At 72.5% G+C, this 23,740-nt stretch carries 22 protein-coding genes; 13 read left to right on the top strand and 9 right to left on the bottom strand.

Translation table 11 applies throughout. From position 1 onward, the window contains the following. The first annotated feature begins 95 nt into the window (after positions 1-95). Positions 96-1,217: a D-2-hydroxyacid dehydrogenase gene (locus VFV21_RS01590; protein WP_052575003.1), complete on the top strand. Its 1,122-nt coding sequence runs from the start codon at positions 96-98 to the stop codon at positions 1,215-1,217. Here the strand turns inward: VFV21_RS01590 and VFV21_RS01585 are convergent. Beyond that, positions 1,211-1,840 carry a hypothetical protein gene (locus tag VFV21_RS01585; RefSeq protein ID WP_034210084.1) on the bottom strand — a complete coding sequence of 210 codons (630 nt, stop codon included), beginning with the start codon at positions 1,838-1,840 and terminating at the stop codon, positions 1,211-1,213. The two genes, VFV21_RS01590 and VFV21_RS01585, sit on opposite strands and share 7 nt — an antisense overlap. A gap of 10 nt (positions 1,841-1,850) precedes the next feature. After that, entirely contained in the window at positions 1,851-2,798 is a 948-nt protein-coding gene (locus tag VFV21_RS01580) for a hypothetical protein (RefSeq protein WP_329667786.1), read from the bottom strand. A gap of 227 nt (positions 2,799-3,025) precedes the next feature. Between VFV21_RS01580 and VFV21_RS01575 the strand changes: the two genes are divergently transcribed. From VFV21_RS01575 to VFV21_RS01565, 3 genes are read left to right on the top strand one after another with little or no spacing between them, the layout of a single operon-like run. Then, positions 3,026-6,067 (top strand): hypothetical protein, encoded by a 3,042-nt coding sequence (locus VFV21_RS01575; RefSeq protein WP_329667785.1) that lies wholly within the window; start codon positions 3,026-3,028, stop codon positions 6,065-6,067. Positions 6,068-6,087: 20 nt separating this feature from the next. Continuing rightward, positions 6,088-7,158 carry a ComEC/Rec2 family competence protein gene (locus VFV21_RS01570; RefSeq protein ID WP_329667784.1) on the top strand — a complete coding sequence of 357 codons (1,071 nt, stop codon included), beginning with the start codon at positions 6,088-6,090 and terminating at the stop codon, positions 7,156-7,158. Positions 7,159-7,177: 19 nt separating this feature from the next. Beyond that, positions 7,178-8,251: a DUF2235 domain-containing protein gene (locus tag VFV21_RS01565; protein ID WP_084590555.1), complete on the top strand. Its 1,074-nt coding sequence runs from the start codon at positions 7,178-7,180 to the stop codon at positions 8,249-8,251. Here VFV21_RS01565 and VFV21_RS01560 read toward each other — a convergent pair whose 3' ends face one another. Together VFV21_RS01560 and VFV21_RS01555 are read right to left on the bottom strand one after the other, a co-directional pair. After that, positions 8,252-9,295, bottom strand: coding sequence for a GGDEF domain-containing protein (locus VFV21_RS01560; protein ID WP_329667783.1), 1,044 nt, complete (start codon positions 9,293-9,295; stop codon positions 8,252-8,254). 186 nt (positions 9,296-9,481) lie between these two features. Beyond that, positions 9,482-9,727, bottom strand: coding sequence for a DUF3297 family protein (locus VFV21_RS01555; RefSeq protein WP_034210079.1), 246 nt, complete (start codon positions 9,725-9,727; stop codon positions 9,482-9,484). 216 nt (positions 9,728-9,943) lie between these two features. Here VFV21_RS01555 and VFV21_RS01550 point away from each other — a divergent pair, with 216 nt between their 5' ends. From VFV21_RS01550 to VFV21_RS01520, 7 genes are all read left to right on the top strand, one after another. Next, on the top strand, positions 9,944-11,302 hold the full coding sequence (locus tag VFV21_RS01550) for a sigma-54 dependent transcriptional regulator (RefSeq protein WP_329667782.1): 1,359 nt from the start codon (positions 9,944-9,946) through the stop codon (positions 11,300-11,302). A gap of 20 nt (positions 11,303-11,322) precedes the next feature. Next, on the top strand, positions 11,323-11,868 hold the full coding sequence (locus VFV21_RS01545; protein WP_084590554.1) for a TspO/MBR family protein: 546 nt from the start codon (positions 11,323-11,325) through the stop codon (positions 11,866-11,868). A gap of 45 nt (positions 11,869-11,913) precedes the next feature. Next, a complete protein-coding gene (locus VFV21_RS01540; RefSeq protein ID WP_329667781.1) occupies positions 11,914-14,079 on the top strand; it encodes an ATP-binding protein in 2,166 nt (721 codons plus the stop codon). Then, complete coding sequence (locus VFV21_RS01535; protein WP_034210076.1) at positions 14,072-15,154, top strand: hybrid sensor histidine kinase/response regulator; 1,083 nt, start codon at positions 14,072-14,074, stop codon at positions 15,152-15,154. Before VFV21_RS01540 ends, VFV21_RS01535 begins: the two co-directional genes overlap by 8 nt. Before the next feature lie 230 nt (positions 15,155-15,384). Further along, entirely contained in the window at positions 15,385-15,825 is a 441-nt protein-coding gene (locus VFV21_RS01530) for a hypothetical protein (protein WP_052574999.1), read from the top strand. Between the two features lie 87 nt (positions 15,826-15,912). Continuing rightward, positions 15,913-16,353: a PA2169 family four-helix-bundle protein gene (locus VFV21_RS01525; protein ID WP_329667780.1), complete on the top strand. Its 441-nt coding sequence runs from the start codon at positions 15,913-15,915 to the stop codon at positions 16,351-16,353. Positions 16,354-16,588: 235 nt separating this feature from the next. Next, the gene (locus VFV21_RS01520) at positions 16,589-16,969 is read left to right on the top strand and encodes an HU family DNA-binding protein (RefSeq protein WP_034210074.1); all 381 of its coding nucleotides are present in this window, start codon (positions 16,589-16,591) and stop codon (positions 16,967-16,969) included. A gap of 81 nt (positions 16,970-17,050) precedes the next feature. Here the strand turns inward: VFV21_RS01520 and VFV21_RS01515 are convergent, their stop codons facing one another. The 5 genes from VFV21_RS01515 to VFV21_RS01495 all read right to left on the bottom strand — a co-directional run bounded on the left by VFV21_RS01515 (position 17,051) and on the right by VFV21_RS01495 (position 22,344). Beyond that, entirely contained in the window at positions 17,051-17,575 is a 525-nt protein-coding gene (locus VFV21_RS01515) for a GNAT family N-acetyltransferase (RefSeq protein WP_329667779.1), read from the bottom strand. Between the two features lie 73 nt (positions 17,576-17,648). After that, positions 17,649-17,918, bottom strand: a complete 270-nt coding sequence (locus tag VFV21_RS01510) for a hypothetical protein (RefSeq protein WP_034210072.1) — start codon at positions 17,916-17,918, stop codon at positions 17,649-17,651. A 316-nt stretch (positions 17,919-18,234) separates the two neighbouring features. Continuing rightward, a complete protein-coding gene (locus tag VFV21_RS01505; RefSeq protein ID WP_329667778.1) occupies positions 18,235-20,001 on the bottom strand; it encodes a GGDEF domain-containing protein in 1,767 nt (588 codons plus the stop codon). A gap of 199 nt (positions 20,002-20,200) precedes the next feature. Then, a complete protein-coding gene (locus tag VFV21_RS01500; protein WP_329667777.1) occupies positions 20,201-20,995 on the bottom strand; it encodes a hypothetical protein in 795 nt (264 codons plus the stop codon). 92 nt (positions 20,996-21,087) lie between these two features. Continuing rightward, positions 21,088-22,344 (bottom strand): S8 family serine peptidase, encoded by a 1,257-nt coding sequence (locus tag VFV21_RS01495; protein ID WP_329667776.1) that lies wholly within the window; start codon positions 22,342-22,344, stop codon positions 21,088-21,090. A gap of 133 nt (positions 22,345-22,477) precedes the next feature. Here VFV21_RS01495 and VFV21_RS01490 point away from each other — a divergent pair, with 133 nt between their 5' ends. Then, positions 22,478-22,969: a sigma-70 family RNA polymerase sigma factor gene (locus VFV21_RS01490; RefSeq protein ID WP_329667775.1), complete on the top strand. Its 492-nt coding sequence runs from the start codon at positions 22,478-22,480 to the stop codon at positions 22,967-22,969. Continuing rightward, positions 22,966-23,739 carry a hypothetical protein gene (locus VFV21_RS01485; protein ID WP_329667774.1) on the top strand — a complete coding sequence of 258 codons (774 nt, stop codon included), beginning with the start codon at positions 22,966-22,968 and terminating at the stop codon, positions 23,737-23,739. The genes VFV21_RS01490 and VFV21_RS01485 overlap by 4 nt, the downstream gene beginning before the upstream one ends. Position 23,740 lies beyond the last annotated feature (1 nt).

Below are 23,740 nucleotides of genomic sequence, written 5' to 3'. Positions count from 1 at the left end.
ATCGTAACGCGGCCCCGGGACCCGGTCATTGCGCCGCCCGGGGAGTACGCTGGTCCCCGCCGAACGCCCGGCCGGGACACCACCAGGGGAAATCCATGTCCGCCCACGTCCAGTTCGCCGCTTGCCTCGTCCTGCTCACCTCGCTGCTCGGCAGCGCCACCCAGGCCAAGCCACCCCCGCCCGACCCGGCGGCCGCGGCGATGATCCGGGAGCTGGGCCTGCGCGAGGGTGCGGTCGCGTCGCGCGACCTGCCGGGCTGGTCCGCCACGCCCCGCGTCCTGGTGCTGCGCGCCGATGCGGAGCGCCTGGCGGCGCTGCAGCGCGCCGCGCCGGGCGCGGCCATCGTCGCCGCCAGCGACGACCCGACCGCCCTGGCCAAACAGCTCGCCACCGCCACCGCGGTCTTCGGCGCCTGCGACCCGACGCTGCTCGCGGCGCCGCGGCTGCACTGGTTCCAGTCCTACCCGGTGGGCGTCGAGCGCTGCGTCGCGGTGGAGGGACTGGCCGCGCGCGGCGTCGTGCTGACCAATGGCCAGCGCACCAGCGGCCCGCCGATCGCCGAGCACGCCATCGCCATGATGATGTCGCTGGCCCGCGGCCTGCCGCAGTACGGGCGCTACCAGCAGGCCGGCGAGTGGAATCGCGAGGGCTTCGGCCGCGCGCGCGAGCTCAAGGGACGCACGCTGCTGGTGGTGGGCCTGGGCGGCATCGGCACCGAGGTGGCGTGGCGCGGCCACGGCCTGGGCATGCGCGTCATCGCCACCCGGAATTCCAGCCGCGAAGGCCCCGACTACGTCGCCCGCGTCGGCCTGCCCGACGAACTGCTGGCGCTGGCCGCCGAGGCCGACGTGGTGGTGAACGCCGCGCCGATCACGCCCGCCACGACCGGCATCTTCGACGCGCGCTTCTTCGCGGCGATGAAGCCCGGCGGCTACTTCATCAACATCGCCCGCGGCCGCAGCGTCGTACAGGACGACCTGGTGGCGGCGCTGCGCAGCGGCCAGCTGGGCGGCGCCGGCCTGGACGTGACGGATCCGGAGCCGCTGCCGCCCGGGCACCCGCTGTGGGCGATGGAGAACGTGATCATCACCCCGCACATCGCCGGCGATTCCGACCGCGAGGATGCACGCCTGTGGCTGCTGGTCACCGAGAACCTGCGCCGCTACGCCGCCGGCGAGCCGCTTCTGAACAGGGTGGACATCGCCCGCGGCTACTGACCGCGCGGCTTGCGCGCACGCGGCCGCGGCTGCGTGCGCGTCATCACCAGCAGCCCGACCAGCGCGCCCAGGCCCGACATCAGCAGCACGTAAAGCAGCAGCAGCACGAAGCCGTTGCCGCGCACCTCGCGTTCGTCCCAGCACACCGGCAGGCGGGAGCCGTCCAGGCCCAGGCGCTGGATGCACTCAGCGTCGCCGCTGCCGGCGGGGCAGGGGCAGGTGGCGCTGCGCTGGGCCGCCACCACGAAGCTGGCGGTCTCACCGGTCGGCCCGACCTTCATGGCGACCACGGTCTGGTTGTGGCGCCAGGCCAGCACCAGCAGCAGCAGGAACAGCCCCGCCACCAGCACGATGAACGCGCGCGTGAGCTTGCGGCCGCTGAACCGGTCGCGCGAGAAGAACTGCACGCTCACCGCCACCAGTGCCATCGCCAGCGAGGCCAGCGGCAGGGCCGTGTCCTGCAGCCCGCGCGGGAACAGCGACAGCAGCGCCCGGAACCCCGGGATCTCGAGGTTGCCGAGCAGCGGCGCCATCGACAGCGGCACCGTGACCGCCAGCGCCAGCAGCGCGGACAGCCAGCGCCGGGTGGCGGGCGGGGGAGCGGGCAGGACCGGTTCGTTCATCGTGGCGACCTCATTCGATGTTGCAGGGCAGGGGGGCCTGCGGCGAGTCCTCGGGCACGAGCTGGCAGGTGAACAGGCCCTCGGCCCACACCAGGTTCAGGTCCTTGCCCTCGACGGTCTTGTAGCCGGCCTTGCTGACCGTGTAGTCGAACCAGCCGCGGATGACCTCGCGCTGGGTATCGGTGGTGAAGGCCAGTGGCGCCGAGGCCAGCGCACGCAGCTCGACGATGGCCTGCTCGGGGATGGAGCGCACGCGCAGCATCACCGGCCAGGATTCCATCGACATGGTGTAGGCGACCTGCACTTCCTCGATGATTTCGACGGTGTCGGCCAGCGCCACGTTGCCGCGGGCGTCGGCCAGCGCGGGCAGCTGCTCGGCGGCGCGGCGCTCCAGTCCGTCGAGATAGGCGCGCGCCGGCGCGTGCCGCGCATCGTCCGGCAGTTCGGCGCGGGCTTGCTCCAGCCTCGCTGCCAGCGACGATTGCAGCGCCTCGGCGGGCAGCCGCACTTCGCCGCGGTCGCCGCGCAAGGTGTCCACCTCGGCGAGCACCGAGGGCGCGCCGAGGCCGTCGCGGGCGGCGGTGAAATCAATGATCTGTTTTTCCAGCACCGCGGCCTCGGCGCCGTCGGGGCGCACGCGCTGGCCCGGGCGCAGCTGGCGATAGCCGTCGATGGCGCGGTCATAGCCGGACAGGCCTTCGCGATACTGCGCGTCGGTGAGCGTGCCGATCTTGCGCTGGTGCAGCAGCACGCGCCGCTGCAGCTCGGCGTCGGCGCGGGCGGCCTCGAGCGCGATGCGCTGCGCTTCGATCGCGGCGGCGCCGTCGGCCTCGGCGACGCGGATATTGACCGGCCGCGGCAGCGTGTCGCGCACGACCACGTGCGAGGCGGCGGGCTGGGCGAGCGCGGGCGCGGCGGCCAGGCAAGCCAGGGCGGCGAGGGGCAGGAAGGGGCGCATGCGGGGGCCTCCATCGGGAACCACTCCTGCCAACGCGATCACTGCTTGAAACAGGCCTTCCGGGCCCGCCGCCGCGGTGGCGGCAGTTAGCAATGCTTACCCGGTCAGCCGGCAACCGACTGATTCGGAAAGAACTTCGATTCTGGCGCCGCGTCCCGGCTTTTCCCGCATGGCCTGTGCAGGGCCCGCGACTCGTAACTCCGGGTACGACGGCGCGGGGGATGGGCATGCGGTTCGAGGTTTTCGGTGCGGCGCTGGCCGGTTTCGATGCGGTGCAGCAAGCGCGGTTCGTGCTGGTGGCCGGTGCGGCGCCGCGCGCGCTGCAGTCGCTGCTCGAGGGCAGCGCCGACGAGGCCGCGTTGGCGAAGGCGCTGGATCGGGCCGCCTCGGCGCCCGCGCTGTCCGTCTCGCTGCCGGGTGTCCGGCGCATCGGCGCGATGCTGGAGCTGCCGCCGGTGCGCGCCCGCGTGCTGTCCGGGCTTGCGGCCTGGTGCCGGCGGGTCTGCGCGCCGGGCCCGCGGTCGGTGGCGCTGTCGGGCGCGGCGCGCGGCGTGTCGCCGGCGGCGCTGGTGCAGGCCCTGTGCGCGTTGCCCGAAGTCTCCGACGCCTGGTTCGAGGTCGCGGCACCGGGCGCCAGCCTCTGGGAGTGGCCGCTACGGATCGGCGTGCCGCGCGACGACGCGGCGCTGTGGCAGCGGCTCGCCGGCGCGCGTTACGGCGAACTTTTCAAGGTCGAGCCCGTCGGCCACGACGATCGCATCGTCGACCTCCTGCTCTGTCGCGGCGACCTGCGGGCCGCGCTGGGCGCGGTGCCCGGCGCCCGCACCGTCGCCGACGCCGTGCTGTTGCTCGGCGGGTCCGACGGCGACGAAGCGCGCCTGAAGGAAGGCATCGCCGCCCTGGCGTCGCGCTACCACGCCGGCGCGATCGGCCTGTGCGCGGTGGCGGCGGGCGACGAGCAGGCCTGGTTCCAGGCGCTGGTGCGCGAGCTCTCCCACAATCGCGGCCTGCCGGCCTCCCTGTTCACGGCCCGGCGCGCGGACGCCCGGCGACAGGAACAGGGCGATCCCGCGATCGGCGATTTCCCGGCGCCGCTGCTGCACGCCGATCCGGGCTTCATCGCCGGCACCTTCATTGCCGACGCCGCCGGCCGCCTGGCGGCGCGGCTGCAGGACGCGCCGAAGGAGGCGACGGTGGTGCTGGCGCAGGACGTGCTCGGCAACCTTGGCCTCGATACCCGCCTGGCGCGCGTGCGGCAGATCGGCCGCGCGCTGAAGTCGCAGCTGCCTTCCCTGGGCTGGACCAACGAAGGCGGCGATGCCCGCAGCCTGGTGCGCGTGCGCCGTGCCCTCGAGGGAGCGCTCGGGCGGATCGACACCGCGGCCCCGGTGGCGCCGCCGGCGATGCGCGCGCCCGCGCCGATGCCGGCCGACGACGGCTTCGCGATGTCGCCCCCGCCGGACGACCTGGCGCCGCCGCCGCCCCTTTCGGGCGCCGCGCCGCCGGTGATGCCGCCACCGGACGACCTGCCGATGGCGGCGCCGCCGCCCGACGACGGCCCGCCGATGTCGCCGCCCGCCACCGCCGCCGATCCCCACGGCGCGTCACCCGACGCACCGCCGCGCGATCCGCGCTACGTGCAGGCGCTGGTCCTGCGCGAGGCCGCGGCCGACGCGCCCGATGCCGCGCCGGTGCGGCTGGTGCCCGACACCGACTACCGCGTGCGCGTGCACATCGGCGCCGACCGCGGCGGCCCGCAGGTGCGCGCCAACGTCGCGCTGGATGAAACCCGGCTGCCCGACCAACCCGAGGGCCACGACCTCACGCTGGCCTGGGTGCCGCTCTCGCCTGCGCGCGATGGTGCCGGCCAGCGCACGCTGCCGCCGCCGGCATCGGCCGTGATCCACCTGCCGCGCGCGGGCGACAGCACCGCCGCGGAGTTCGACCTGCGCTGCGGCGCGCAACCCGCCGACTTCCGCGCCCGCCTGCTGGTGCTGCACGAGAACCGCGTGCTGCAGACCTTGCTGATGACCGCCGATGCGGCCGGCGCCTGCGCGCTGCGCGAGGAAAACCGCTACGTCCCCGGATTCGCCAGCGCCAGCGCGGGCACGCCGGCCGACATCGCCTTCGTCATCAACGACAGCCCGGCCGGCGTGTCGGGCATCACCACCGTTGCCGGCGGCGCGGTCAGCTTCGACGAGCCCGAAGGCATGAAGGCCTCGCTGCAGTCGCTGCGCAAGGCGGTGGCCGCCAACGTGGTGGTCTCGGTGGGCGACGAGGACGCGGCGCTCGGCAGCGACGCCAACCTGAAGCTGATGCGCCTGCTGGCCAAGCACGGCGCGAGCATCCTCGGCCTGCTCCAGGCGCACTATCCGCTCGGCGAGATGGCCACGGCCGCCCGCGTGCAGGTGGTCGAAGCCATCGCCGAGGCCTTCTTCCCCGTCGAATTCCTGTACTCCGGGCGCTCGCCGCTGCCCGAGGCCACGCTGTGCCCGAATGCGGCGGCCGCGCTGGCGCCGGGCGGCGAAGCGGTACACGCCGGCTGCCCGCACCGCGACAGCCGCGACCATGTTTGCCCGGCGGCGTTCTGGGGCATGAGCAAATGCATCGAGCGGCAAGCCCACGGCGACAGCCGGCACCGGCTCTCGGTCCCGACGCCAGGCGAGGAGCGCATCGGGCCCTTCACCTCCGCGCTGCTGGCCGCCAGCCAGATCGCCCAGGCCGAAATGGACGGGCCCACGGGCGTGCCGGCCACGCTCGGCAAGCTGGTGCCCAAGCTCACGCGCGTGGAGTCGTGGCGGGCTTGGGAGGAACGCATCGCCGACACCCTGCCGGACCTGCTGGTGCTGCTCCCGCACACCGGCAAGTCGACCATCGATCCCGCCATCCCGTCGCTGGAGATTTCCAATCTCTACCTGGACGCCGACAACATCGAGCCGCTGCACGTGCGCGCGCCCGCGCTGGCCCGGCCGGGCCCGCTGGTGCTGCTGCTGGGCTGCGGCACGTCCGTCGCCGAGATCGATTTCATGGGCACCGTGGGCCGCTTCGTGCGCAGCGGTGCGCCGATCGTGGTCGGCACGCTGTCGGTGATCCACTCGACCCAAGCGGCGCTGCTGGCGACGCGGCTGATGCAGGCCACCGGCGCGCCGGCGCACGCCGCGCAGCGCTTCGACGAGGCCATGCTCGCCGTGAAGCGCTCGCTGCTGGCGGACGGGCACGGCATGGCCTTCACCCTCGTCGCCTACGGCCACAGCGCCTGGCGCCTCTGACCCTCGACGGAGCCCCACCGATGTTCACCATCGACATGCTCGACGCCGCCCACGGCGACTGCCTCTGGATCGAGTACGGCGATCCGGCGCGGCCAAAGCGCATCCTGATCGACACCGGACCGGCCGCCACCTACGAAAAGCACCTGCTGCCGCGCATCCAGGCCGTGGTGGACGCCGAGGGGGAATGCGTGTTCGAGCTGTTCGTGGTTACCCACGTCGACGACGACCACATCGGCGCCTCGCTGCGCTTCCTCGACGAGCTCGAGCCCTCGGTCGTGCGCATCAAGGAGATCTGGTTCAACGGCTACTTCCATCTTTCCGACGAGATCGATGGCCTGATGGGGCCCGACCAGGGCGAACAGCTCAGCGAGCTGATCCGTCGCGGCGGCTGGCCTTGGAACCGAAAATTCGGCCACCGTGCGGTGATGGTGCCGCGCCAGGGCAAGCTGCGGACCTTCCGCTTCGCCGGCATGGCGCTGACGGTGCTGTCGCCGACGTGGGAGAAGATGCAGGCCTTGAAGAAGGAGTGGGAGAAGGTGATCGTCGAGGAGGGGTTGGTGCCCGGCAAGGCTTACGCGCGCGAGGAAACCGTCCTCGGCGGTGGCTTCCTCGGCGACGACGTCGAGCTGCTGGCGCAGGTGCCGTTCAAGGAGGACAAGACACCGGCCAACGGCTCCAGCATTGCCTTCCTGGCCGAGTACGACGGCAAGCGCGTGCTGTTCGGCGCCGACGCGCATCCCTCGGTGCTGCTCGAAAGCCTGGCGCGCGAGCCCTTCGCGGGTGAACCGCAGCCGGTCGACGCCTTCAAGCTGCCGCACCACGGCAGCGCCAAGAACCTGTCGGTGCCGATGCTCGAGGCCTTCCCCGCGCAGCGCTACCTGGTGTCCACCACCGGCGCCCGCTTCGGCCACCCGGACCCCGAGGCCCTGGCCCGCCTGGTCGTGCATCGCGCCGGCGACGACGTGGTGATCTGCTTCAACTGCGAATCCGACCACAACCGCGACTGGGCCGGCGCGGACCGCCGCCGGCAGTTCGGCTACCGCACCGAATACGGCGCGCCGGGCGAAGGCCTGCGCGTGGTGATCGACTGATCCGGCCCGGAGGCCTTCGATGAAACGACTCGTGATCTGCGCCGACGGCACCTGGAACCTGCGCGACCAGGTGGACGAGAAGACCGGCAAGCGCCGCCCCACCAACGTCACCAAGCTGGCCCGCGCCGTGCGCTCGCGCGACGACCGCGGCGTCGACCAGGTGGTGGGTTACTTCGACGGCGTCGGCACCGAAGGCGGCATGGACAAGTTCACCGGCGGTGCCTTCGGCAAGGGCATCGAGGACACCATCCGCAACATCTACCGGTTCATCGTCTACAACTACGTGCCGGGCGACGAGATCTACCTGTTCGGCTTCAGCCGCGGCGCCTTCACCGTGCGCACGCTGGCTGGCTTCATGAACCAGGTGGGATTGCTTCGCAAGGACGACGATTATTACGTGCCCGAAATCTACGGCTGCTACGAAAGCCAGCACGGCAAGGACAGCGCCGAGTGGGCGCACGCCTTCCGCAAGGTGAAGGACGCGCTGCCGGCGCCGCCGATCCGCATGGTCGGCGTCTGGGACACGGTGGGCGCGCTGGGTGCGCCCGGCCTGCTCGGCCAGGTCTTCAACGGCAAGAAATACCAGTACCACGACATCTCGCTGGTGCCGCAGATCCAGAACGCCTACCACGCCATGGCCATCGACGAGCGCCGCAAGCCCTTCAAGGTCAACCCGTGGGAGAAACCGGCGGGCTGGAACGGCGTGCTCGAGCAGGCCTGGTTCGCGGGCGTGCACAGCAACGTCGGCGGCAGCTACAACCCGGACGGCCTGGCCAACGAAGCCCTGCACTGGATCGTCGAGAAGGCCGAGGGCCTGGGACTGCAGTTCGACGACGACTACCTGGCCTGGTTCCGGCCCTGTTTCAACGCCAACCTCAACGACTCGATGACCATCGCGTACAAGGCCATGGGCGCGGTCCAGCGGCCGGTGGGCCAGTTTCGTGCACACGGCGAATGCCTGCACCGCTCGGTGCTCGACCGCCTCGCCCACGCCCCGTCGAACTACCGGCCGACCAACGTGCCCGCGCCCGACGGGCTGCAGGCGCTGCCGGTGGTGGAGACCCGCCGCATCGCCCGCGGCACGCCCTGCTGATCAGCCGCTGCCGGGCATCACCAGGTGCAGGCGGCGCTCGCCCGGCGAGGGGCGCGGGTCGTCGAAGCGCACCTGGTCGCGGCCGCTGCGCTTGGCCAGGTACAGCGCCTGGTCGGCGCGCGCCAGCCAGGCCGGCCAGTCATCGCCCGGCGCGAGCAGCGCGGCGCCGATCGATACGGTGACCGGGCCGTCCGGGCCCATGAGGTTCTCGCGCAGCTCGCGCTGCACCTTCTCCAGCGCCGCGCGGGCGCCCTCGCGGTCGGTGGCGGGGAACAGCAGCACGAACTCCTCGCCGCCGAACCGGAACAACCGGTCGCGCTTGCGGATGCAGTGCTCCACCAGCTGCGCGAACGCCTGCAGCACCCGGTCGCCGGCATCGTGGCCGTGCAGGTCGTTGATGCGCTTGAAGTGATCCAGGTCCACCACCGCCAGCGCCGCCGGCTGGGCCTGTTCCTGGTGCGAGCGCAGCACGTCGGCCAGCTCGACCTCCATGCTGCGGCGGTTGGCGACGCCGGTCAGCGGGTCGCGCGTGGCCAGGCCGACCAGGCGCTGGCGCTGGTACTCGGTCAGCGAGGCGAAGATGAAGGCGTAGAGCATCACCAGCGCCGTGCTGACCACGAAGGCGGTCGCCGCCATCGCATGGGGGAAGGGCGCGGTCATCAGGGCGCCGACCAGGATCAGCAGGCCGCAGGACACCGCCAGCCAGCGCGGCGCCAGCATGAAGTTCGCCAGCAGCACCGTGTAGATCCAGAACAGCCCGGCCATGCCCAGCACGCCCGGCAGCACCGCGCAGGTGGCCGACACCACCACGGCGTTGATCGAGCCCGCCAGCACGGTGCGCCCGGTCATCCAGGCGAAGCTGGCGTTGCCGACCATGGTCAGCACCATCAGCGTGTCCACCGCGGCCGCCACCCAGTCGCCCTGCAGGGCGCGGAAGATGGCGAAGGGAATGACCGACACCACCGTCAGCGCGCCGAACAGCAGGATCATGGCGAGCCGGATGTCACCGCCGAGGCGGACGATGAGTTGCGGAACCAGGCGCATGCGGGCCTCCGTTCCGGGGCACGCATCGTGCTCGTCGCGGCAAGGGCCGCGTCGGAGGGGCGCGTGGCCCCGGTGTCCCGTGGGGAGACTTTGCGCCTCGTGGATCGCGGATTCCGCGACGGGCTGCCGGATTCCGCGGATCCCGCGCCGGCGTTCAGCCGCCGATGCGCAGGATCGTGCGGCGGATCACTTTTCCTGGTCGAGGAACCAGACTTCCACTTCGCCGCTGGTCTTGAGGGTCATGGCGTTGCCGTGGCGGTCGAGCGACTTGCCCACCGGCAGCCGAACCCAGCCCTCGCTGATGCAGTACTCCTCGACGTTGGTGCGCTCGATGCCTTTGAAGCGCACGCCGATGCCCCGCTCGAGGACGGCCTCGTCGAAGAAGGGGCTGCGCGGGTTGATGCTGAGGCGGTCGGGAGGCGTGTTGCTCATGGCGGGGTCCGGACGAAGGCGTGGGCCGTGGGGGCGCCATGATAACGGGTCGGCCCGAGGCCGGGCACGGCTTGCAAGTTGCATGGCCAGCCCGGAAGGCGTATTGCAGAATGCAAGGGTCCCGGGGCGGCGCACGGCTGGAAACCGCGTTGCCACGCGCCCCGGACGGCTTGGCACAGCCCTTGCTGAAGTTTTTACACTCAACCGGAGCTTCCCGTGCCCGATACCCCGGCCGCCCCGAAAGGCCGCATCCTGGCGATCGACGACGATCCCACCCTGCTGGAGAACTTCAGGCTGTGCCTGGAGGGCGCCGGCTATCGCGTCAGCACCAGCACCCGCCTGCAGGAGGGCCTGGCGCTGGCCGCCACCCAGCCTTTCCACGTCTGCCTGCTCGACCGCAACCTGGGTGCCGATTCCGGCATGGATGCGCTGCCGCGACTGCGCGAGCTGGCGCCGCGCATGCGCGTGATCATGGTCACGGCGCACTCGCAGGTGGACGACGCCATGCGCGCGATCAGCGACGGTGCCGCCGACTACCTGGTCAAGCCCTGCTCGCCGGCGCAGCTGCGGGTGGCGGTGGCGCGCCAGCTCGACACCCTCGACCTGCTCAACCGCATCGACCGCCTGCAGCAGGGCCCGGCCACCCCGGGCAACGCGCTGTCCAGCAAGAGCCCGGCCATGGCCCAGGTGCTGGCGATGGCGCGCCAGGTCGCGCGCACCGATGCCAACGTGCTGCTGCTGGGCGAAAGCGGCACCGGCAAGGGCGTGCTCGCCAATGCCATCCACGACTGGAGCGATCGCGCCAGCGCCGCGATGTCGACCGTGAACTGCCCCTCGCTGTCGGCCGAGCTGCTCGAAAGCGAGCTGTTCGGCCACGCCAAGGGGTCCTTCACCGGTGCCACCCAGAGCACCCAGGGCCGCGTCAGCCTGGCCGATGGCGGCACGCTGTTCCTGGACGAGGTCGGCGACTTCCCGCTGGCGCTTCAGCCCAAGCTGCTGCGCTTCGTGCAGGACAAGCAATACGAGCGCATCGGCGACCCGACCACGCGCCACGCCGACGTGCGCCTGGTCTCGGCCACCAACCGCGACCTCGACGCGATGGTGCGCGACAACACCTTCCGCCTCGACCTGCTGTACCGCCTGAACGTGATCAGCCTGGTGCTGCCGCCGCTGCGCGACCGCCGCGAGGACCTGGCCGACCTCGCCGAGGGTTTCCTGCGCCGCTATGCCGGCGCCTACCACCTGCCGGCGGCGCGCATCTCGCCGGCCGCGATGGCGGCGATGCAGGCCTACGCCTGGCCCGGCAACGTGCGCGAACTGCAGAACGTGATCGAGCGCGCCGTGATCCTGTGCAATGACGAGGAGATCGGGCCGCAGCACCTCTCGCTGGGCCATGGCCCGGCCGACGCTTCGCCGCATGCGCCCGCGGTGGGTGCCCCGGTGACGCTCGAGGCGCTGGAGCGATCCCACATCGAGGCGGTGATCGCCGCCAGCGAAACCCTGGACGCCGCCGCCCGCACCCTGGGCATCGACGGCTCCACCCTTTACCGCAAGCGCAAGGCCTACGGCCTCTGACGCCGCCGAACCGACGGAGAATGCTCGTGCGAAACCCGGCTTCCATCCCACGCCACGCCGCCCCCGGCCTGCCGCCGGCGCGTCCCCCGGTGCGCCTGCGCGACGGCATCGCCTGGCTGTGCTGGGTCGTGGTGGTGGTGGCGGCGGGGGCCAGCGTCGGCGTGCTGTTCAGCCCGGGCGCCTGGTACGACGCCCTGGCCAAGCCCACCTGGCACCCGCCCGCGTGGCTGTTCGGTCCGGTGTGGACGCTGCTGTACGCGCTGCTGGGCACCGGGGTCTGGCTGGTGTCGCGCGAACCCGGCCCGGCCGCGGAGGCCGCGCGTCCGCAGGCCTGGCTGGCCTTCGGCGTGCAGGCGGTGCTCAACCTGGCCTGGACGCCGCTGTTCTTCGGGCTGCGTTCGCCGGCCTCGGCCTTCGTGGACATCGTGCTGCTGTGGGGCGCCGTGCTGTGGATGACGCTGGCCTTCGGCCGCGTGCGCCCGCTGGCCGGTACGCTGCAGGTGCCGCTGGTGGCCTGGGTGAGCTTCGCGCTGGTGCTCAACGGCACGCTGTGGCTGATGAACTGACGACTGCAATCGCTTCGCCCGCTGCCGCGGGCCCCGGGGGACTCCATGCCGAACCGTCCGGCCACGTTTCGCTACCGCGTGTTCAACGGCCTGCTGCTGGCCTCGGTGCTGGTGCTCGCCGGCACGTCCTACCTGTCGCTGCGCGCCACGGACGCGATGCAGGCCTCGGTGGAGGCCGCCAGCCATTCCCAGCAGGTGATGAACGACATCGGCCGGGTCTGGGGCCTGCTCGGCGACAGCGAATCGCACCACCTGCGCTACGTGCTGACCGGCAAGCCGGATTTCCAGCTCGAGTACCGGCTGGTGCTGCAGTCCTTGAACGAGTCGTTCGCCGGCCTGTCCGGCCACGTCAGCGACAACCCGCGGCAGGTGGAACTGCTGACCCGGCTGCAGGCGATGCATCTCGCCCGCAGCGAATACAGCGCCACCACCCAGCAGCTGCGCAGCGATGCCAACCGCGGCATGACCGGCGCCCTCGCCGCGATGGAAGAGCGGGTGCGCAGCGGGCAGGGCGCGCGCCTGCTGGCCGAGATGCGCCAGGTGATCGTGGAAATGAACGCCGAAGAGGCCACGCTGCTCGCGGCGCGCAACCAGCAGCGCAACCAGATGCTGCAGCAGAACTGGGCCACGGTGGTGACCGCCAGCCTGCTGGCCCTGTTCGCCGGCCTGGTGGGTTACGCCGCCACCCGCCGCATGCAGCGCAAGGCCGCCGAGGCGTTCCGCGCCGAGATGCAGGCCGAGCAGGCGCGGCGCTCGAGCCAGGACAAATCCATCTTCCTGGCCAGCATGAGCCACGAGATCCGCACGCCGATGAACGCCATCTTCGGCTTCACCAACCTGCTGGCCGAGGACATCAGCGACCCGAAGCAGGTGGCCTGGGTGGACTCGATCCGCAAGAGCGGCCAGGCCCTGCTGTCGCTGATCAACGACGTGCTCGACCTCTCGAAGATGGAGGCCGGCAAGATGGACCTGCGCGACGAGCCGACCGACCTGCGCGAGATCGTCGACCAGACCCTGACCATGTTCCGCCAGGCCGCTGCCGACAAGGGCATCCGCCTCACCGCGGAGTACGACGGCCAGGCCGACCTGCCGCTGGTGGTTGACCCGGTGCGGGTCCGGCAGGTGCTGATCAACCTGGTGTCGAACGCGGTGAAGTACACCGAGCACGGTGGCGTGATCGTGCGCCTGGCCTGCCACCCCTGCCCGAAGGATGGCCACTGCGACCTGCGCATCGAGGTGGCCGACACCGGCACCGGCATCCCCGCGCACCAGTTGGGCCAGATCTTCGAGCCGTTCGAGCAGGGCGACAGCGTGGACGGCCGCAGCCGGGAGGGCACCGGCCTGGGCCTGAGCATCGCGCGTCGCCTGGTGGACCTGATGGGCGGCACGCTGCGCGTGGACAGCACGGTGGGCGAGGGCTCGCTGTTCGTGTTCGAGATCCCCGAGCGGGCGATCAGCCACGAGAGCGTCAGCCAGCAGCCCGTGGCCGGGTTGCGCGTCGATTTCGACCGCCTGCCGCCGCTCGAGGTGCTGGTGGTGGACGACGTGGCGTGGAACCGCGAGCTGGTGGCGGCCTACCTCGGCGGCAGCCACCACCGCGTGCGCCAGGCGGTGGACGGCCTGGCCGCCGTCGAACAGGTGCGCACCGCGGCGCCGGACGTGGTGCTGATGGACCTGCGCATGCCGCGGCTGTCCGGCGACCAGGCGCTGCAGCGCATCCGCGCCTCGCAGCAGCACGACGACATCCCGGTGATCGCGGTCACGGCCTCGAGCATGAACGAGGACGAGGAGTGGGTGCGCGCGCGCTTCGATGGCTACGTGCGCAAGCCGTACACCAAGGCCGAGCTGTTCGAGGCGCTGGCGCGGCATTTCCCGGCGGCACCGGATCCCGATGCGCCGGCGGGCGTTGCGTCCGCCCCGGAAGCCGTCGTTGAACCCGCCGACGACAGCACGCCGCGCGCGCCCGATGCGGCCGCGCTGCAGGCGCTGGAAGCCCTGCACGCCGACCTTCCCCAGGTCCGCCGCCACCTGCGCATGCGCGAGGTCGAGGCGGCCGCGGCGCGCATGTCCGAGCTCGCGACGACGCTGGACTGGCCGCGCCTGGCCCGCCACGGCGCCGCGCTGACCGAGGCCGCCGCCACCTTCGACCTGCCGGCGGTCAAGCGCCTGCTGGAAACCTGCCCCCGCGCCGCGGAGCCGCGCCATGACTGATGCCGAACGCAGCCCGCTGGTGATGGTGGTCGACGACCAGGAGCCCAACGTGCGCGCCGTCGGCAGCCTGCTGGCCCGCGAAGGCTTCGACGTGGCGCCCTGCCTGGGCGGGGCGGAGGCCATCGACCGCCTGGCGGACCTGCGGCCCGACCTGGTGCTGCTCGACATGCGCATGCCCGGCATGGACGGCTTCGACGTCCTCGCGCGGCTGCAGGCCGACGAAGCCACGCGCACCATCCCGGTGATCCTGCTCACCGCCGACCACGAGCGCGAGTCGCTCGTGCGCGCCTTCTCCGCCGGCGCGGTGGACTACATCACCAAGCCCTTCGTGCCCGAGGAGCTGCTGGCGCGGGTGCGCACCCACGCCTCGCTCAAGCTGGCGCGCGACCGGCTGGCGGCGCTGGCGGTGGAGCGGCAGGAGAGCCTGGAGCTGATCGCCCACGACCTGCGCAACCACTTCACCAACATCCTGTTCTCCGCCGACATGCTGGTGTCGCCGGACGACCCGCCGGCGCGCGCCCGGCCCCTCGCGACGCTGCGCGAGGCCTCGCAGTCGGGCCTGATGTTCCTGCAGGCGGTGCTGGACCAGGCCGCCGACGAGGCCCGCGGCATCGCCGTCGAGCCGCTGCCCGCGGGCCCGCTGCTGCAGCAGGCCGCGGACGCGCTGGCCGACTCGGCGCGCGCCAAGGGCATGCGCTTCGAGTTCGACGCCGACCGCACGCTGTTCGCCCGCGGCCAGCGCCTGGCGCTGCTGCACGTGCTGCAGAACCTGGTGTCGAACGCGGTGAAGTACGCGCCGCCCGGCAGCGTGGTGACGCTGGCCGCCGCCGGGCGCGAGCATCGTGCGCGCTTCCGGGTGATGGACCGCGGGCCCGGCATCGGCGCCGATGAGCAGGCCTCGCTGTTCCGGCGCTATGCCACGCTGTCGAGCCAGCCGACCGGCGGCGAGTCGTCCACCGGCCTCGGCCTGGCGTTGGCGAAGCAGAAGGCGCGCGCGATGGGCGGCGACCTCTGGTACGACGATCGCGAAGGCGGTGGCGCCTGCTTCACCCTCGAGTTGCCGCGGGTGGAATGACACGCGCGGCCGCGCGCACGGCGCGGCGGATCGCGAAGCGCGCGACGTGCAGCTTGCAGGATCCCGTCGCGACGATCGTGCAGATTGCGCGGATGCAGGGCGCGCCACCCGCGCCAAAGCCCATCCCCGCGCGCTTCGCGCCGTTGGCACGGTGCTTGCTCCCTTCTTCCATGACGGCGCCACGGCCCCCCGGTGGCTGCGCCGGATTCCCCCCCACATGGAGCAAGCACATGAACAAGTTCACCCGAGTCGCCCTGCCGTTCGCCATCGCCCTGGCGCTGTCGGCCTGCCAGGAAAACCCGGCCGAGACCCAGGAGGACGTCGCCGAGGCCCGTGCCGAAGCGGCCGAGGACCTGGGCGAGGCGCGCAGCGACGCCGCCGACGTCACGGCGGAAGCCAACCAGGACGTCAACGAGGCCTGGGCCGAGGGCGACGACGTCGCCGGCGCGCAGGCCGAAGCCACCGAGGACACCGCGGAGGCGCGCCACGAGGTGGCGGTCACGCGCGCCAAGGGCGCGCTGGACGTCGCCCAGCAGCGCTGCGATGCGCTGAGTGGCCAGGACCGCGACGCCTGCGACGCCGCCGCCAAGGCCGAGTACGAGGCCGCCATCGCCGTGGCCGATGCCGAACTGAAGGCCGCCGAGCGCACCGCCGACGCCATCGACGGCTGATCCGTGTTCCACCCCCGGGCGGCCTCGTGCCGCCCACCCTGGCCGGCGTCGTTGCGGCGCCAGCCATCCCCCCAAGGAGAATTCGCAATGAACAAGACTGCCAAGACGCTCAACCACCTGGTCGAAGCCCTCAACGACGGCATCGACTTCCACCAGCATGCCGCCAAGGAGACGTCCCACCCCGGCTATCGCGAGCTGTTCCAGCGCATGGCCGCGCTCAAGGGCCGCATCGCCGCCGACCTGAAGTCCGAGATCGCCCACCAGGGCGTGGAGCCGGACCAGGACGGCACCTGGCTGGGCAGCATCCGCAAGGGCTATGCCGACCTCAAGGCGAGCCTTAAGAAGGATTCCGACGCCGCCTACATCGCCACGCTCGAAGAGCAGGAGGACCGCGTCCTCGAGGCCTTCCGCGACGCCCTCGACGCCGGACAGCCGGTGCGCGTGCGCGAGCTCGCCGCCCGCCACCTGCCCGAGGTGCAGCAGATGCACGACCAGATGCGTGCGCTGAAGAAGGCCAAGGCGGCCTGAGTCCCGTGGTGGCCCCGGGTGCTGCCGGGGCCATGACTTGAGGAAGCCGCCCCCCCCCTGGGCTTCCCGCGGCGAACCCTGCTCTCCGGGTTCGCCGCTTTTTTTTGCCGGCCGCGAAAAAAGCCGTTTTTTTGCGGTTTTGCACTTGGCGGCGCGCCGGACTTGCCCTACATTCGCGGTGCCGGAGGGATTTCCAGGCACCCCAACCACCCAAGAACCACGGGAACAAACAAAAATGGCTACCAAGAAAGCTGCAAAGAAGAAGGCTGCCCCGAAGGCCGCTGCCAAGCCGTCCGCCCCGAAGCCGATCAAGGAAGCCCTGACCAAGTCGGGCCTGGTCTCGCACATCGCCGAGTCCACCGGCGTCGCCGCGAAGGACGTCCGCGCCGTGATGGGCGCGCTGGAAGGCGCGGTGCACGGTTCGGTCAGCAAGAAGGGCGCGGGTTCGTTCACCCTGCCGGGCCTGCTGAAGATCTCGGTCGTCAACGTGCCGGCCAAGCCGAAGCGCAAGGGCATCAACCCGTTCACCAAGGAAGAGCAGTGGTTCGCCGCCAAGCCGGCCACCGTCAAGGTGAAGGTGCGCCCGCTCAAGAAGCTCAAGGACGCCGCGGCCTGATCGCCGCGCCGTCGCGGCGCCGCAAGGCTGCCGCGGGGCGAGAAAACACGGGGCGGGTCGCGCAAGCGGCCCGCCCCGTTCTCATTCCGGCGCCGGCTCGGCCTCGCGGGTGAACACCCGCAGCGTTTCGCCCTCGAAGTCGCGCAGGCCCCATTCGCGCATTCCCAGCTTTGCCAGCACGCGCACGGACGCCTCGTTGCCCGGGCTGACGATCGCCAGCACCTGCGGCAGCCGCAGCGTGCCGAAGGCGTGCGCCAGCACCGCCGCGCCGGCCTCGCTGGCCAGGCCCTGCCCGGTGTAGTCGGGCAGGAAGGCATAGCCGAGGTCGGGTCGCGGCAGGCTGTCGCGCCGGACCAGCCCGCTCATGCCGACCGCGACGCCGTCGGCCTTGCGGGTCACTTTCCACAGGCCGAAGCCGTGTTCGGCGTAGCTCGCCAGCGGGCCTTCGCGCAGGTAGCGCCGGGCCTCGTCCAAGCGGCGCACGCCGCGGTCGCCGATGTGGCGCAGGAAACCCTCGGTGTTGAGCAGCGCCAGCGCGAAGCCGGCGTCGTCTTCGGCCAGTTCGGTGAGGCGCAGCCGCGGGGTTTCGAGCAGGAAGGAGGCCATGGCGGGGACCGCGTGGTGACGGTCCATTCAAGCCGCTGGCGGGGGCGGGCCGCAAGCGCGGCCGCGCCGGGACTCAGGGGCGGGCGAGCGTCACCACTTCGCGGCCGTTCTCGAAGCTCACCGACTGGATCATCGGCGGCGCGTCCGGGCGGGACTTCTGCTGCTGGCCGCCGAGGCTGATCGACTCGCGGATGACGATGCGGAAGTTGACCGCGGCGCTGGCGCGGGTGGGCGAAGAGGAGGCGTGGCCGCCGGCCGGCTGGGCCGAGAACTGCGAGCTGGCCTCGACGTTGCCGGCGGCGGCGACGAGGGCGAGGAGCAGGAGACCGAGGTGCTTGCGCATGTGCCTTCTTCCCGACTTTAGGACCACGCGCCGAGGGGTGCGGTGGTTCCTTGGAACGCAGTCTAGGAAAGTGAAAACCGCGTGGATGCGCAGCGGCTCACACTTGCAAGCTGTGGGATTTCGCGCACGTTTTCGGGGGTTTCCAGCGCTTGCTCACATTCCGTTCCGCGACTGCTTCACAGTTCTCGTTCGTTCCGTGCGGTGGGTCACGCCGCCGGGATGAACGCGGGCTGCATGGAATCCAACGCCGCGCACGGATTCGCCTGGCCATCGCGGCCGGCGGCTGCGGGAAAGGATTTCCCCAGGGCGCGTGCCGTCAGCGGCTGGCGGGGGATGGCGCGTCGGCGTGGCTGCCCGGCATGTGCACGCAGACGCGGTCGCGTCCTTCGCGCTTGGCGCGGTACAGCGCATCGTCGGCCCGCGCCAGCAGTCCATCGAAGTCGTGCCCGCCACTGCGGCTGCCGGCCACGCCGAAGCTGGCGGTGAGGGCGAAGGCATGGCCCGCGCCGCGCGCATCGATGGACGCGATGCGCTTGCGGCACTCGCGCGCCAGGCCGACCACGCTGGCGAGATCCTGGTTCACCACCAGCAGTGCGAATTCCTCGCCGCCCAGCCGGCCCACCCGCCCGTCGGGCGGGCAGGCGGCCTGGCAGGCTTCGGCCACCTGGCGCAGGGCCCAGTCGCCGGCGGCGTGGCCGTACTGGTCGTTGATCGCCTTGAAGTGGTCCAGGTCGAGCATCACGAGCCCGGCATCCGTGCCGCCGCGCCGGCAGGCCTCGAGCAGCGCCTCGGCCGTCTGCGTGAAGTGGTGCCGGTTGCTGACGCCGGTGAGGGCATCGGTCTGCGCCATCGTCCGCAGCGAGACCTGCATCCGCTTGACCTTGTAGGCCCAGTAGAAGACCGACGCGGCCAGCAGCGCCAGCAGGCCGATCAGCAGGCGGTTGGCCTCCGCGGTCTTCGCCGCCACCTGCTGCTCGAGCCGCAGCACGTCGTTCTGGCGGTTGAGCAGTTCGATGGTCTGCGACTTCTGCAGCGATTCGTGCCGGGCCATCTGGTAGGCCAGCTCGCGCGCCTTGACCTGGTCGAGCCAGGCGCGCTCGGCTTGGGCGTACTGGCGGTAGTGCTGCAGGGTCGCGGCCGCATCGCCGCGCGCCAGCGCGTTTTCGTACAGCACCTCATGCGCCTGCACCAGCACCTGCGTGTTGGCGATGCCGCTGGAGTTGGCGACCGCGCGCAGGGCGTGCGCGTCGGCGGCTTCGCGCCAGCCCAGCGAGAGCTTGAGCCGCGCCAGCCGCGCGTGCACCTCGCCGAGCAGGCGCGGATAGCCGGTGGCCTCGATCTCGCCGAGCCGCGACTCCAGCAGCGAGACCGCCACCGGCACCTGGCCATCGGCCGCCAGCTTGGCCGCCAGGTGCACGCGGCCGAAATTGGCCAGCATGGTTTCGCCCTGCGACAGGCAGTAGTCGATGACCGACTGGAATTCGGCCGGATCTTCCGGCGCGGCGTCGAGGAAGCCCAGCGATTCCAGCCGCAGCACGCCGGTGAAGCAGCGCGTGCGACCCTGGACGCCATCGGCCTGCAGCAGCTCCACGTAGTGCACCGCCTGCGCGTACTGCCCGACCTGGTTGTGGATCACGCCCGCGGCGGCCCAGGCGTGGTGGCGCACTTCGGCGTCGTCGACCTGCTCCACCAGGGCCAGCACCTTGTCCAGGAACACCAGGCCCTCGACGAACTCGCGCGTCACCGCGCGGCTGCTGACCACCAGGCCGCCGGCGCGGACCTTGATGGCGGGATCGGACGAGGTCTCGAACAGGCGGGTGCCGGCTTCGATGGCCAGGTCGAAGCGGCCCGTGTAGCCGAGCCGGTAGGCCTTGAGGTAGTCGAGCAGTTCCCGCTGGGCGGGCGTGGCTTCGTGCACGCGTTCGGTGAGGCGGGCGAGCAGGACTTCGAACCGGGCGGGGTCCGCGCTGCGCAGCGCATCCGCCTGCGACAGCAGGTCGCCGAAGGCCGCGGGCGTCGCGGCGGACACCGGCGGGGCCAGCGCGAGCGCGAGCCAGAGCAACGCGAGCGCCCACCCGGCCATGATGGCGCGGGGTCCGGGTGACCGGAGGTGCCCGCCAACGGCAGGCCTTGCGCGCGTCTGCATGTTCCCGCTCGCCCACGAAGTGGAAGGCGGTTCGAGCGTAGCCGATGCATTCGCGCTTGTCCGGTCGCGTCGGCGCAGGTGAGAAAAAAAGGCGGGCGCCCCGCGGCGCCCGCCTCCCGTTACCGCGGACCGGCGATCAGCGGCGAACGCCGGCCTCGCCGCGCGCCGAGGCCGACGCGTCCACCGAGGCGCCGCGGCGCGAGGCCGAGGCATTGGCCGAGGCATCGGCCTGGCCGCGGGCTTCGGCGCGCGGCGCCGGAGCCGGCGTCGCACCGTCGTTGCCGTCGCCGCCCTCGGTCGGACCGGGCTCGACGGCGGGCGGCGCCTGGCGGGTCAGCGACACCGCGCCGTTGGCCGCGCCTTCGACCGCCGCGGTGGCTTCGGCGCCGGTGGGAAGGGCCGGCGCGCCCGGCGTCGCCGGCAGGTCGGAACCCGACGGCAGGTCCGGCGTGGACGGCAGGTCCGACGAAGACGGCATCTCCGGCAGCTCCGCGCGCGGCAGTTCACCCGAGGCGGCACCGGTCAGTTCGCCCGCGCCCGACAGCGAGGCCATGGCCTCGTTCGCACGCATCTGGCCGGCGGTATCGCCCGCCAGCGAACCGGTCAGCGCCCCCGCGCTGCCGAGTGCACCGGCATTGGCGTCGGCGCGGCCGGTGGCTTCGCCGGCCAGTTCGGCGGCGGCCGCGGCGGCACGCTGCTGCTCGCGCAGTTCGCGCGCGGCGGCGCGGCGCTCGGCCAGGGTGCCGCGCAGTTCACCGCGGGCGCCGTTGAGGGTTTCGCGGGCACCGAGGTTGCCCAGCGAGCCCGGGCCGGCGCCGACGGTGCCGCGCAGGCTGCCGGCGGCGCCACCCACCAGCGACTGCGCCTGCAGCATCGGGCTGGCGGAGAGCAGGGCGGCGAGGACGGCGGAAGCGAGCAGTTTGTGGTTCATGGCGGTCTCCTTGGGAACGCCGCAGCTCATCTGCGGCTTCAAGGTGTCCTACGCGCCGGGGTACCGCTTTCTTCCCGCGGCGAGGGCCGCATTCAATCTTCGTTCATCGGCGCGGCCCAGGCCGCGCGGGCGTCCCCGGACAGCAGGCCGCGCCCGAAGCGCGCATCGTGCCCGCGGGGGCCGAGGTCGCGCGCCTGTCCCTCGAGGCGGCGCACCACGCGATCCGCCGCACCGGGCGTGGGGAGTACAAGCTCGCGCGCGGCCAGCCGCGCCACCAGCGGCGCGGCGAACGAGGTGCCGCGCACGCGCGCCTGCCCACCGCCGCTGCGCGCCGCCCAGAGTTCGCTGCCGGGCGCGGCGAAATCCACGGCGTCGCCGCGCATCGCCTCGGGCAGCAGCCGGTCGCGCGGATCCACCGCGGTCACGCCGATCACCCCGGGGTAGGCCGCGGGGAACAGGGGCGGCGCCGAGGGACCATCATTGCCCACCGCGGCCACCAGCACGTGGCCGCGCCGCTGCATGCCGTCCACCAGCTGCGCCAGCAGCTGGTTCGGCGGGCCGACCAGGCTGACGTTGACCACGGCCACCTTCTCGCGCGCCAGCCAGGCCATGGCCTCGGCGAGCGTCGTGACCGCGCCGCCGGTCGGCTCGCCGCAGTAGATGTCGGCGGCGAACAGTTGGCCGCCGCGCGCGCGGCCCCGCGCATCGCCGGCCAGCAGCGACGCCACCGCCGTGCCGTGTGCGTCGGGAAGCGCGCGGTCGCCGCAGCCCCAGCGCCTTACGTCCACGCCGGCGAGCGTGGGGTGCGAGGCGTCCACGCCGCTGTCCACCAGTCCGACGCGGGGCGGCGCGCCGTCCCCGGCGGGCGCGAGGACCGTCGTCGCCGCCGAGTCCGACGCGGTCGCGCCCGATCCCAGGTACACGTGGTTGTAGTCGTAGCGGCCCTCGGGATCGAGCTTCGCCAGCCGCCGCAGCGCGCTGCGCACGCGCAGGCCCTCCGGTGCGCGCAGCACCACGATGCGCAGGTCCAGCGGCGCCAGCACCGACTCGCGCACGATCCGGAACCCGGCGTCGCGGGCGCGCCCAAGCGCGGCCTCCGTCGGCGCGATCGCCACGACTTCGCTGCGGATCGCGGGGGCGCCGCGCGGGTCGGCTTCGAGCCAGCGCCGGTGCTCGCGCAGTAGGGCGCGTTCACGCACGGCGCGCAGTTCGCTGCCGGCCAGGTCGAGGGTTCCCTGCACCGGGGGCGGCAGATCCACCGGCAGCCGCGGCAGCGGTACGGGCAGGCCGAGCGCACTCGCGACCGGCGCGGCCGCAAGCAACAGCATCAGGGAAAGTGATCGCCTCATGCCTACAGCCTACGCCGGGACGGGCCGGAATCATCCGGGGCGGTGCTAGCATCCCGTCGCATCCCGTTCAGCCGGGGCGGGAATAAATACGCCCTCCGGCGCGTAGGCAAGAGGGACGGTCACCGTAACCGCCATGGATTTCAACCAGGAACTGTGTGCCCTGCTGCCGCGCCTGAGGCGCTTCGCCCGGACCCTGGCGCGGGATCCGGCCGACGCCGACGACCTGGTGCAGGTGGCGCTGGAGCGTGCGCTGGCCCGCTCCGCGCAATGGCGGCCGGACGCGCGGCTCGACGCGTGGGTGTTCGGCATCGTCCGCAACGCCTGGATCGACGAAGTGCGGTCGCGACAGCGCGGGCAGCGCGTGTTCGCGCCCGAGGAACAGGGGGCCCTGGTCGGCGAGTCGCCGTTCGAGGGCCAGGACCTGGCGATGTCGGTGCAGTCCGCACTGGCCCGCCTGCCGGAGGAACAACGCATGGCCATTGCACTGGTACTGATCGAAGGCTTGTCCTACCGCGAGGCCGCGGAGGCGATGGCGGTGCCGATCGGCACGCTGACCAGCCGCCTCGCGCGCGGCCGCGAGGCGCTGCAGCAGCTGCTGGGCGGTGCCGCCGGGGTGGGCGCATGAAGCCGGGCGACGAGCGCATCTTCGCCTACGTCGACGGCGAGCTCGATCCCGCCGGGACGGCCCTCGTCGAGGCCGCGATCGCCGCCGACCCAGCCGTGGCGGAGGCCGTGGCGCAGGCGCGCCGGCTGCGGGCGCAGCTGCGCGACGCTTTCGACCCGATGCTCGACGAGCCGGTGCCGGCGCACCTGCTGGCGCTGGCGCGCGGTGCCGGTTCGACCGCCACCGCCGCGGCCGCCGCGACCGTGCCCGCGCCTGTTTCCGCGCCCAGGGGCGGGGCCACGGTGCATCCGCTGCCGCGCCCCGCGCGCCGGCGCTGGGCGCTGCCGGAATGGACGGCGATGGCGGCGGCGCTGGTGCTGGGCGTCGCGGTTTCGCGGCTGGTGATGGCGCCGCCTGCCGGTCCGCTGGCGTCCGAATCGGGACGCCTGGTCGCGGACGGCGTGCTGGCGGAGTCGCTGCAGTCGCGGCTGGGCGCCGAAACCGGCGACGGCCTGCGCATCGGCCTGAGTTTCCGCGATCGCGACGGCGCGTTCTGCCGCGCGTTCCGCGTTGGCGGCGAGCGCGACCTGGCCGGCCTGGCCTGCCGCGCGCCCGACGGCCGATGGCAGGTGCCGGTGGTGGTGTCGGTGCCGCCGGTCGGGGGCGAAGGCCTGCGCCAGGCCTCGACCGCGTTGCCGGAGATCGTGCTGGCGGAGCTGGACGCGCGCATCGACGGCGAGCCGCTCGACGCCGCCCAGGAGCGCGAGGCGCGCGACGCCGGCTGGCGCTGAG

Origin of the sequence: Arenimonas sp. (assembly GCF_036275555.1) — a bacterium.
Classification (GTDB): Bacteria; Pseudomonadota; Gammaproteobacteria; order Xanthomonadales; family Xanthomonadaceae; genus Arenimonas.
The sequence above is the reverse complement of the archived record's forward strand: the minus strand, read 5'-3'. Positions and strand labels throughout refer to the sequence as shown.

Excerpts from the sequence above, each read along its gene's own strand:
- VFV21_RS01590 (WP_052575003.1), top strand. The coding sequence starts at position 96 with ATGTCCGCCCACGTCCAGTTCGCCGCTTGCCTCGTCCTGCTCACCTCG.
- VFV21_RS01585 (WP_034210084.1), bottom strand. The coding sequence starts at position 1,840 with ATGAACGAACCGGTCCTGCCCGCTCCCCCGCCCGCCACCCGGCGCTGG.
- VFV21_RS01580 (WP_329667786.1), bottom strand. The coding sequence starts at position 2,798 with ATGCGCCCCTTCCTGCCCCTCGCCGCCCTGGCTTGCCTGGCCGCCGCG.
- VFV21_RS01575 (WP_329667785.1), top strand. The coding sequence starts at position 3,026 with ATGCGGTTCGAGGTTTTCGGTGCGGCGCTGGCCGGTTTCGATGCGGTG.
- VFV21_RS01570 (WP_329667784.1), top strand. The coding sequence starts at position 6,088 with ATGTTCACCATCGACATGCTCGACGCCGCCCACGGCGACTGCCTCTGG.
- VFV21_RS01565 (WP_084590555.1), top strand. The coding sequence starts at position 7,178 with ATGAAACGACTCGTGATCTGCGCCGACGGCACCTGGAACCTGCGCGAC.
- VFV21_RS01560 (WP_329667783.1), bottom strand. The coding sequence starts at position 9,295 with ATGCGCCTGGTTCCGCAACTCATCGTCCGCCTCGGCGGTGACATCCGG.
- VFV21_RS01555 (WP_034210079.1), bottom strand. The coding sequence starts at position 9,727 with ATGAGCAACACGCCTCCCGACCGCCTCAGCATCAACCCGCGCAGCCCC.
- VFV21_RS01545 (WP_084590554.1), top strand. The coding sequence starts at position 11,323 with ATGCTCGTGCGAAACCCGGCTTCCATCCCACGCCACGCCGCCCCCGGC.
- VFV21_RS01540 (WP_329667781.1), top strand. The coding sequence starts at position 11,914 with ATGCCGAACCGTCCGGCCACGTTTCGCTACCGCGTGTTCAACGGCCTG.
- VFV21_RS01535 (WP_034210076.1), top strand. The coding sequence starts at position 14,072 with ATGACTGATGCCGAACGCAGCCCGCTGGTGATGGTGGTCGACGACCAG.
- VFV21_RS01530 (WP_052574999.1), top strand. The coding sequence starts at position 15,385 with ATGAACAAGTTCACCCGAGTCGCCCTGCCGTTCGCCATCGCCCTGGCG.
- VFV21_RS01525 (WP_329667780.1), top strand. The coding sequence starts at position 15,913 with ATGAACAAGACTGCCAAGACGCTCAACCACCTGGTCGAAGCCCTCAAC.
- VFV21_RS01520 (WP_034210074.1), top strand. The coding sequence starts at position 16,589 with ATGGCTACCAAGAAAGCTGCAAAGAAGAAGGCTGCCCCGAAGGCCGCT.
- VFV21_RS01515 (WP_329667779.1), bottom strand. The coding sequence starts at position 17,575 with ATGGCCTCCTTCCTGCTCGAAACCCCGCGGCTGCGCCTCACCGAACTG.
- VFV21_RS01510 (WP_034210072.1), bottom strand. The coding sequence starts at position 17,918 with ATGCGCAAGCACCTCGGTCTCCTGCTCCTCGCCCTCGTCGCCGCCGCC.
- VFV21_RS01505 (WP_329667778.1), bottom strand. The coding sequence starts at position 20,001 with ATGGCCGGGTGGGCGCTCGCGTTGCTCTGGCTCGCGCTCGCGCTGGCC.
- VFV21_RS01500 (WP_329667777.1), bottom strand. The coding sequence starts at position 20,995 with ATGAACCACAAACTGCTCGCTTCCGCCGTCCTCGCCGCCCTGCTCTCC.
- VFV21_RS01495 (WP_329667776.1), bottom strand. The coding sequence starts at position 22,344 with ATGAGGCGATCACTTTCCCTGATGCTGTTGCTTGCGGCCGCGCCGGTC.
- VFV21_RS01490 (WP_329667775.1), top strand. The coding sequence starts at position 22,478 with ATGGATTTCAACCAGGAACTGTGTGCCCTGCTGCCGCGCCTGAGGCGC.
- VFV21_RS01485 (WP_329667774.1), top strand. The coding sequence starts at position 22,966 with ATGAAGCCGGGCGACGAGCGCATCTTCGCCTACGTCGACGGCGAGCTC.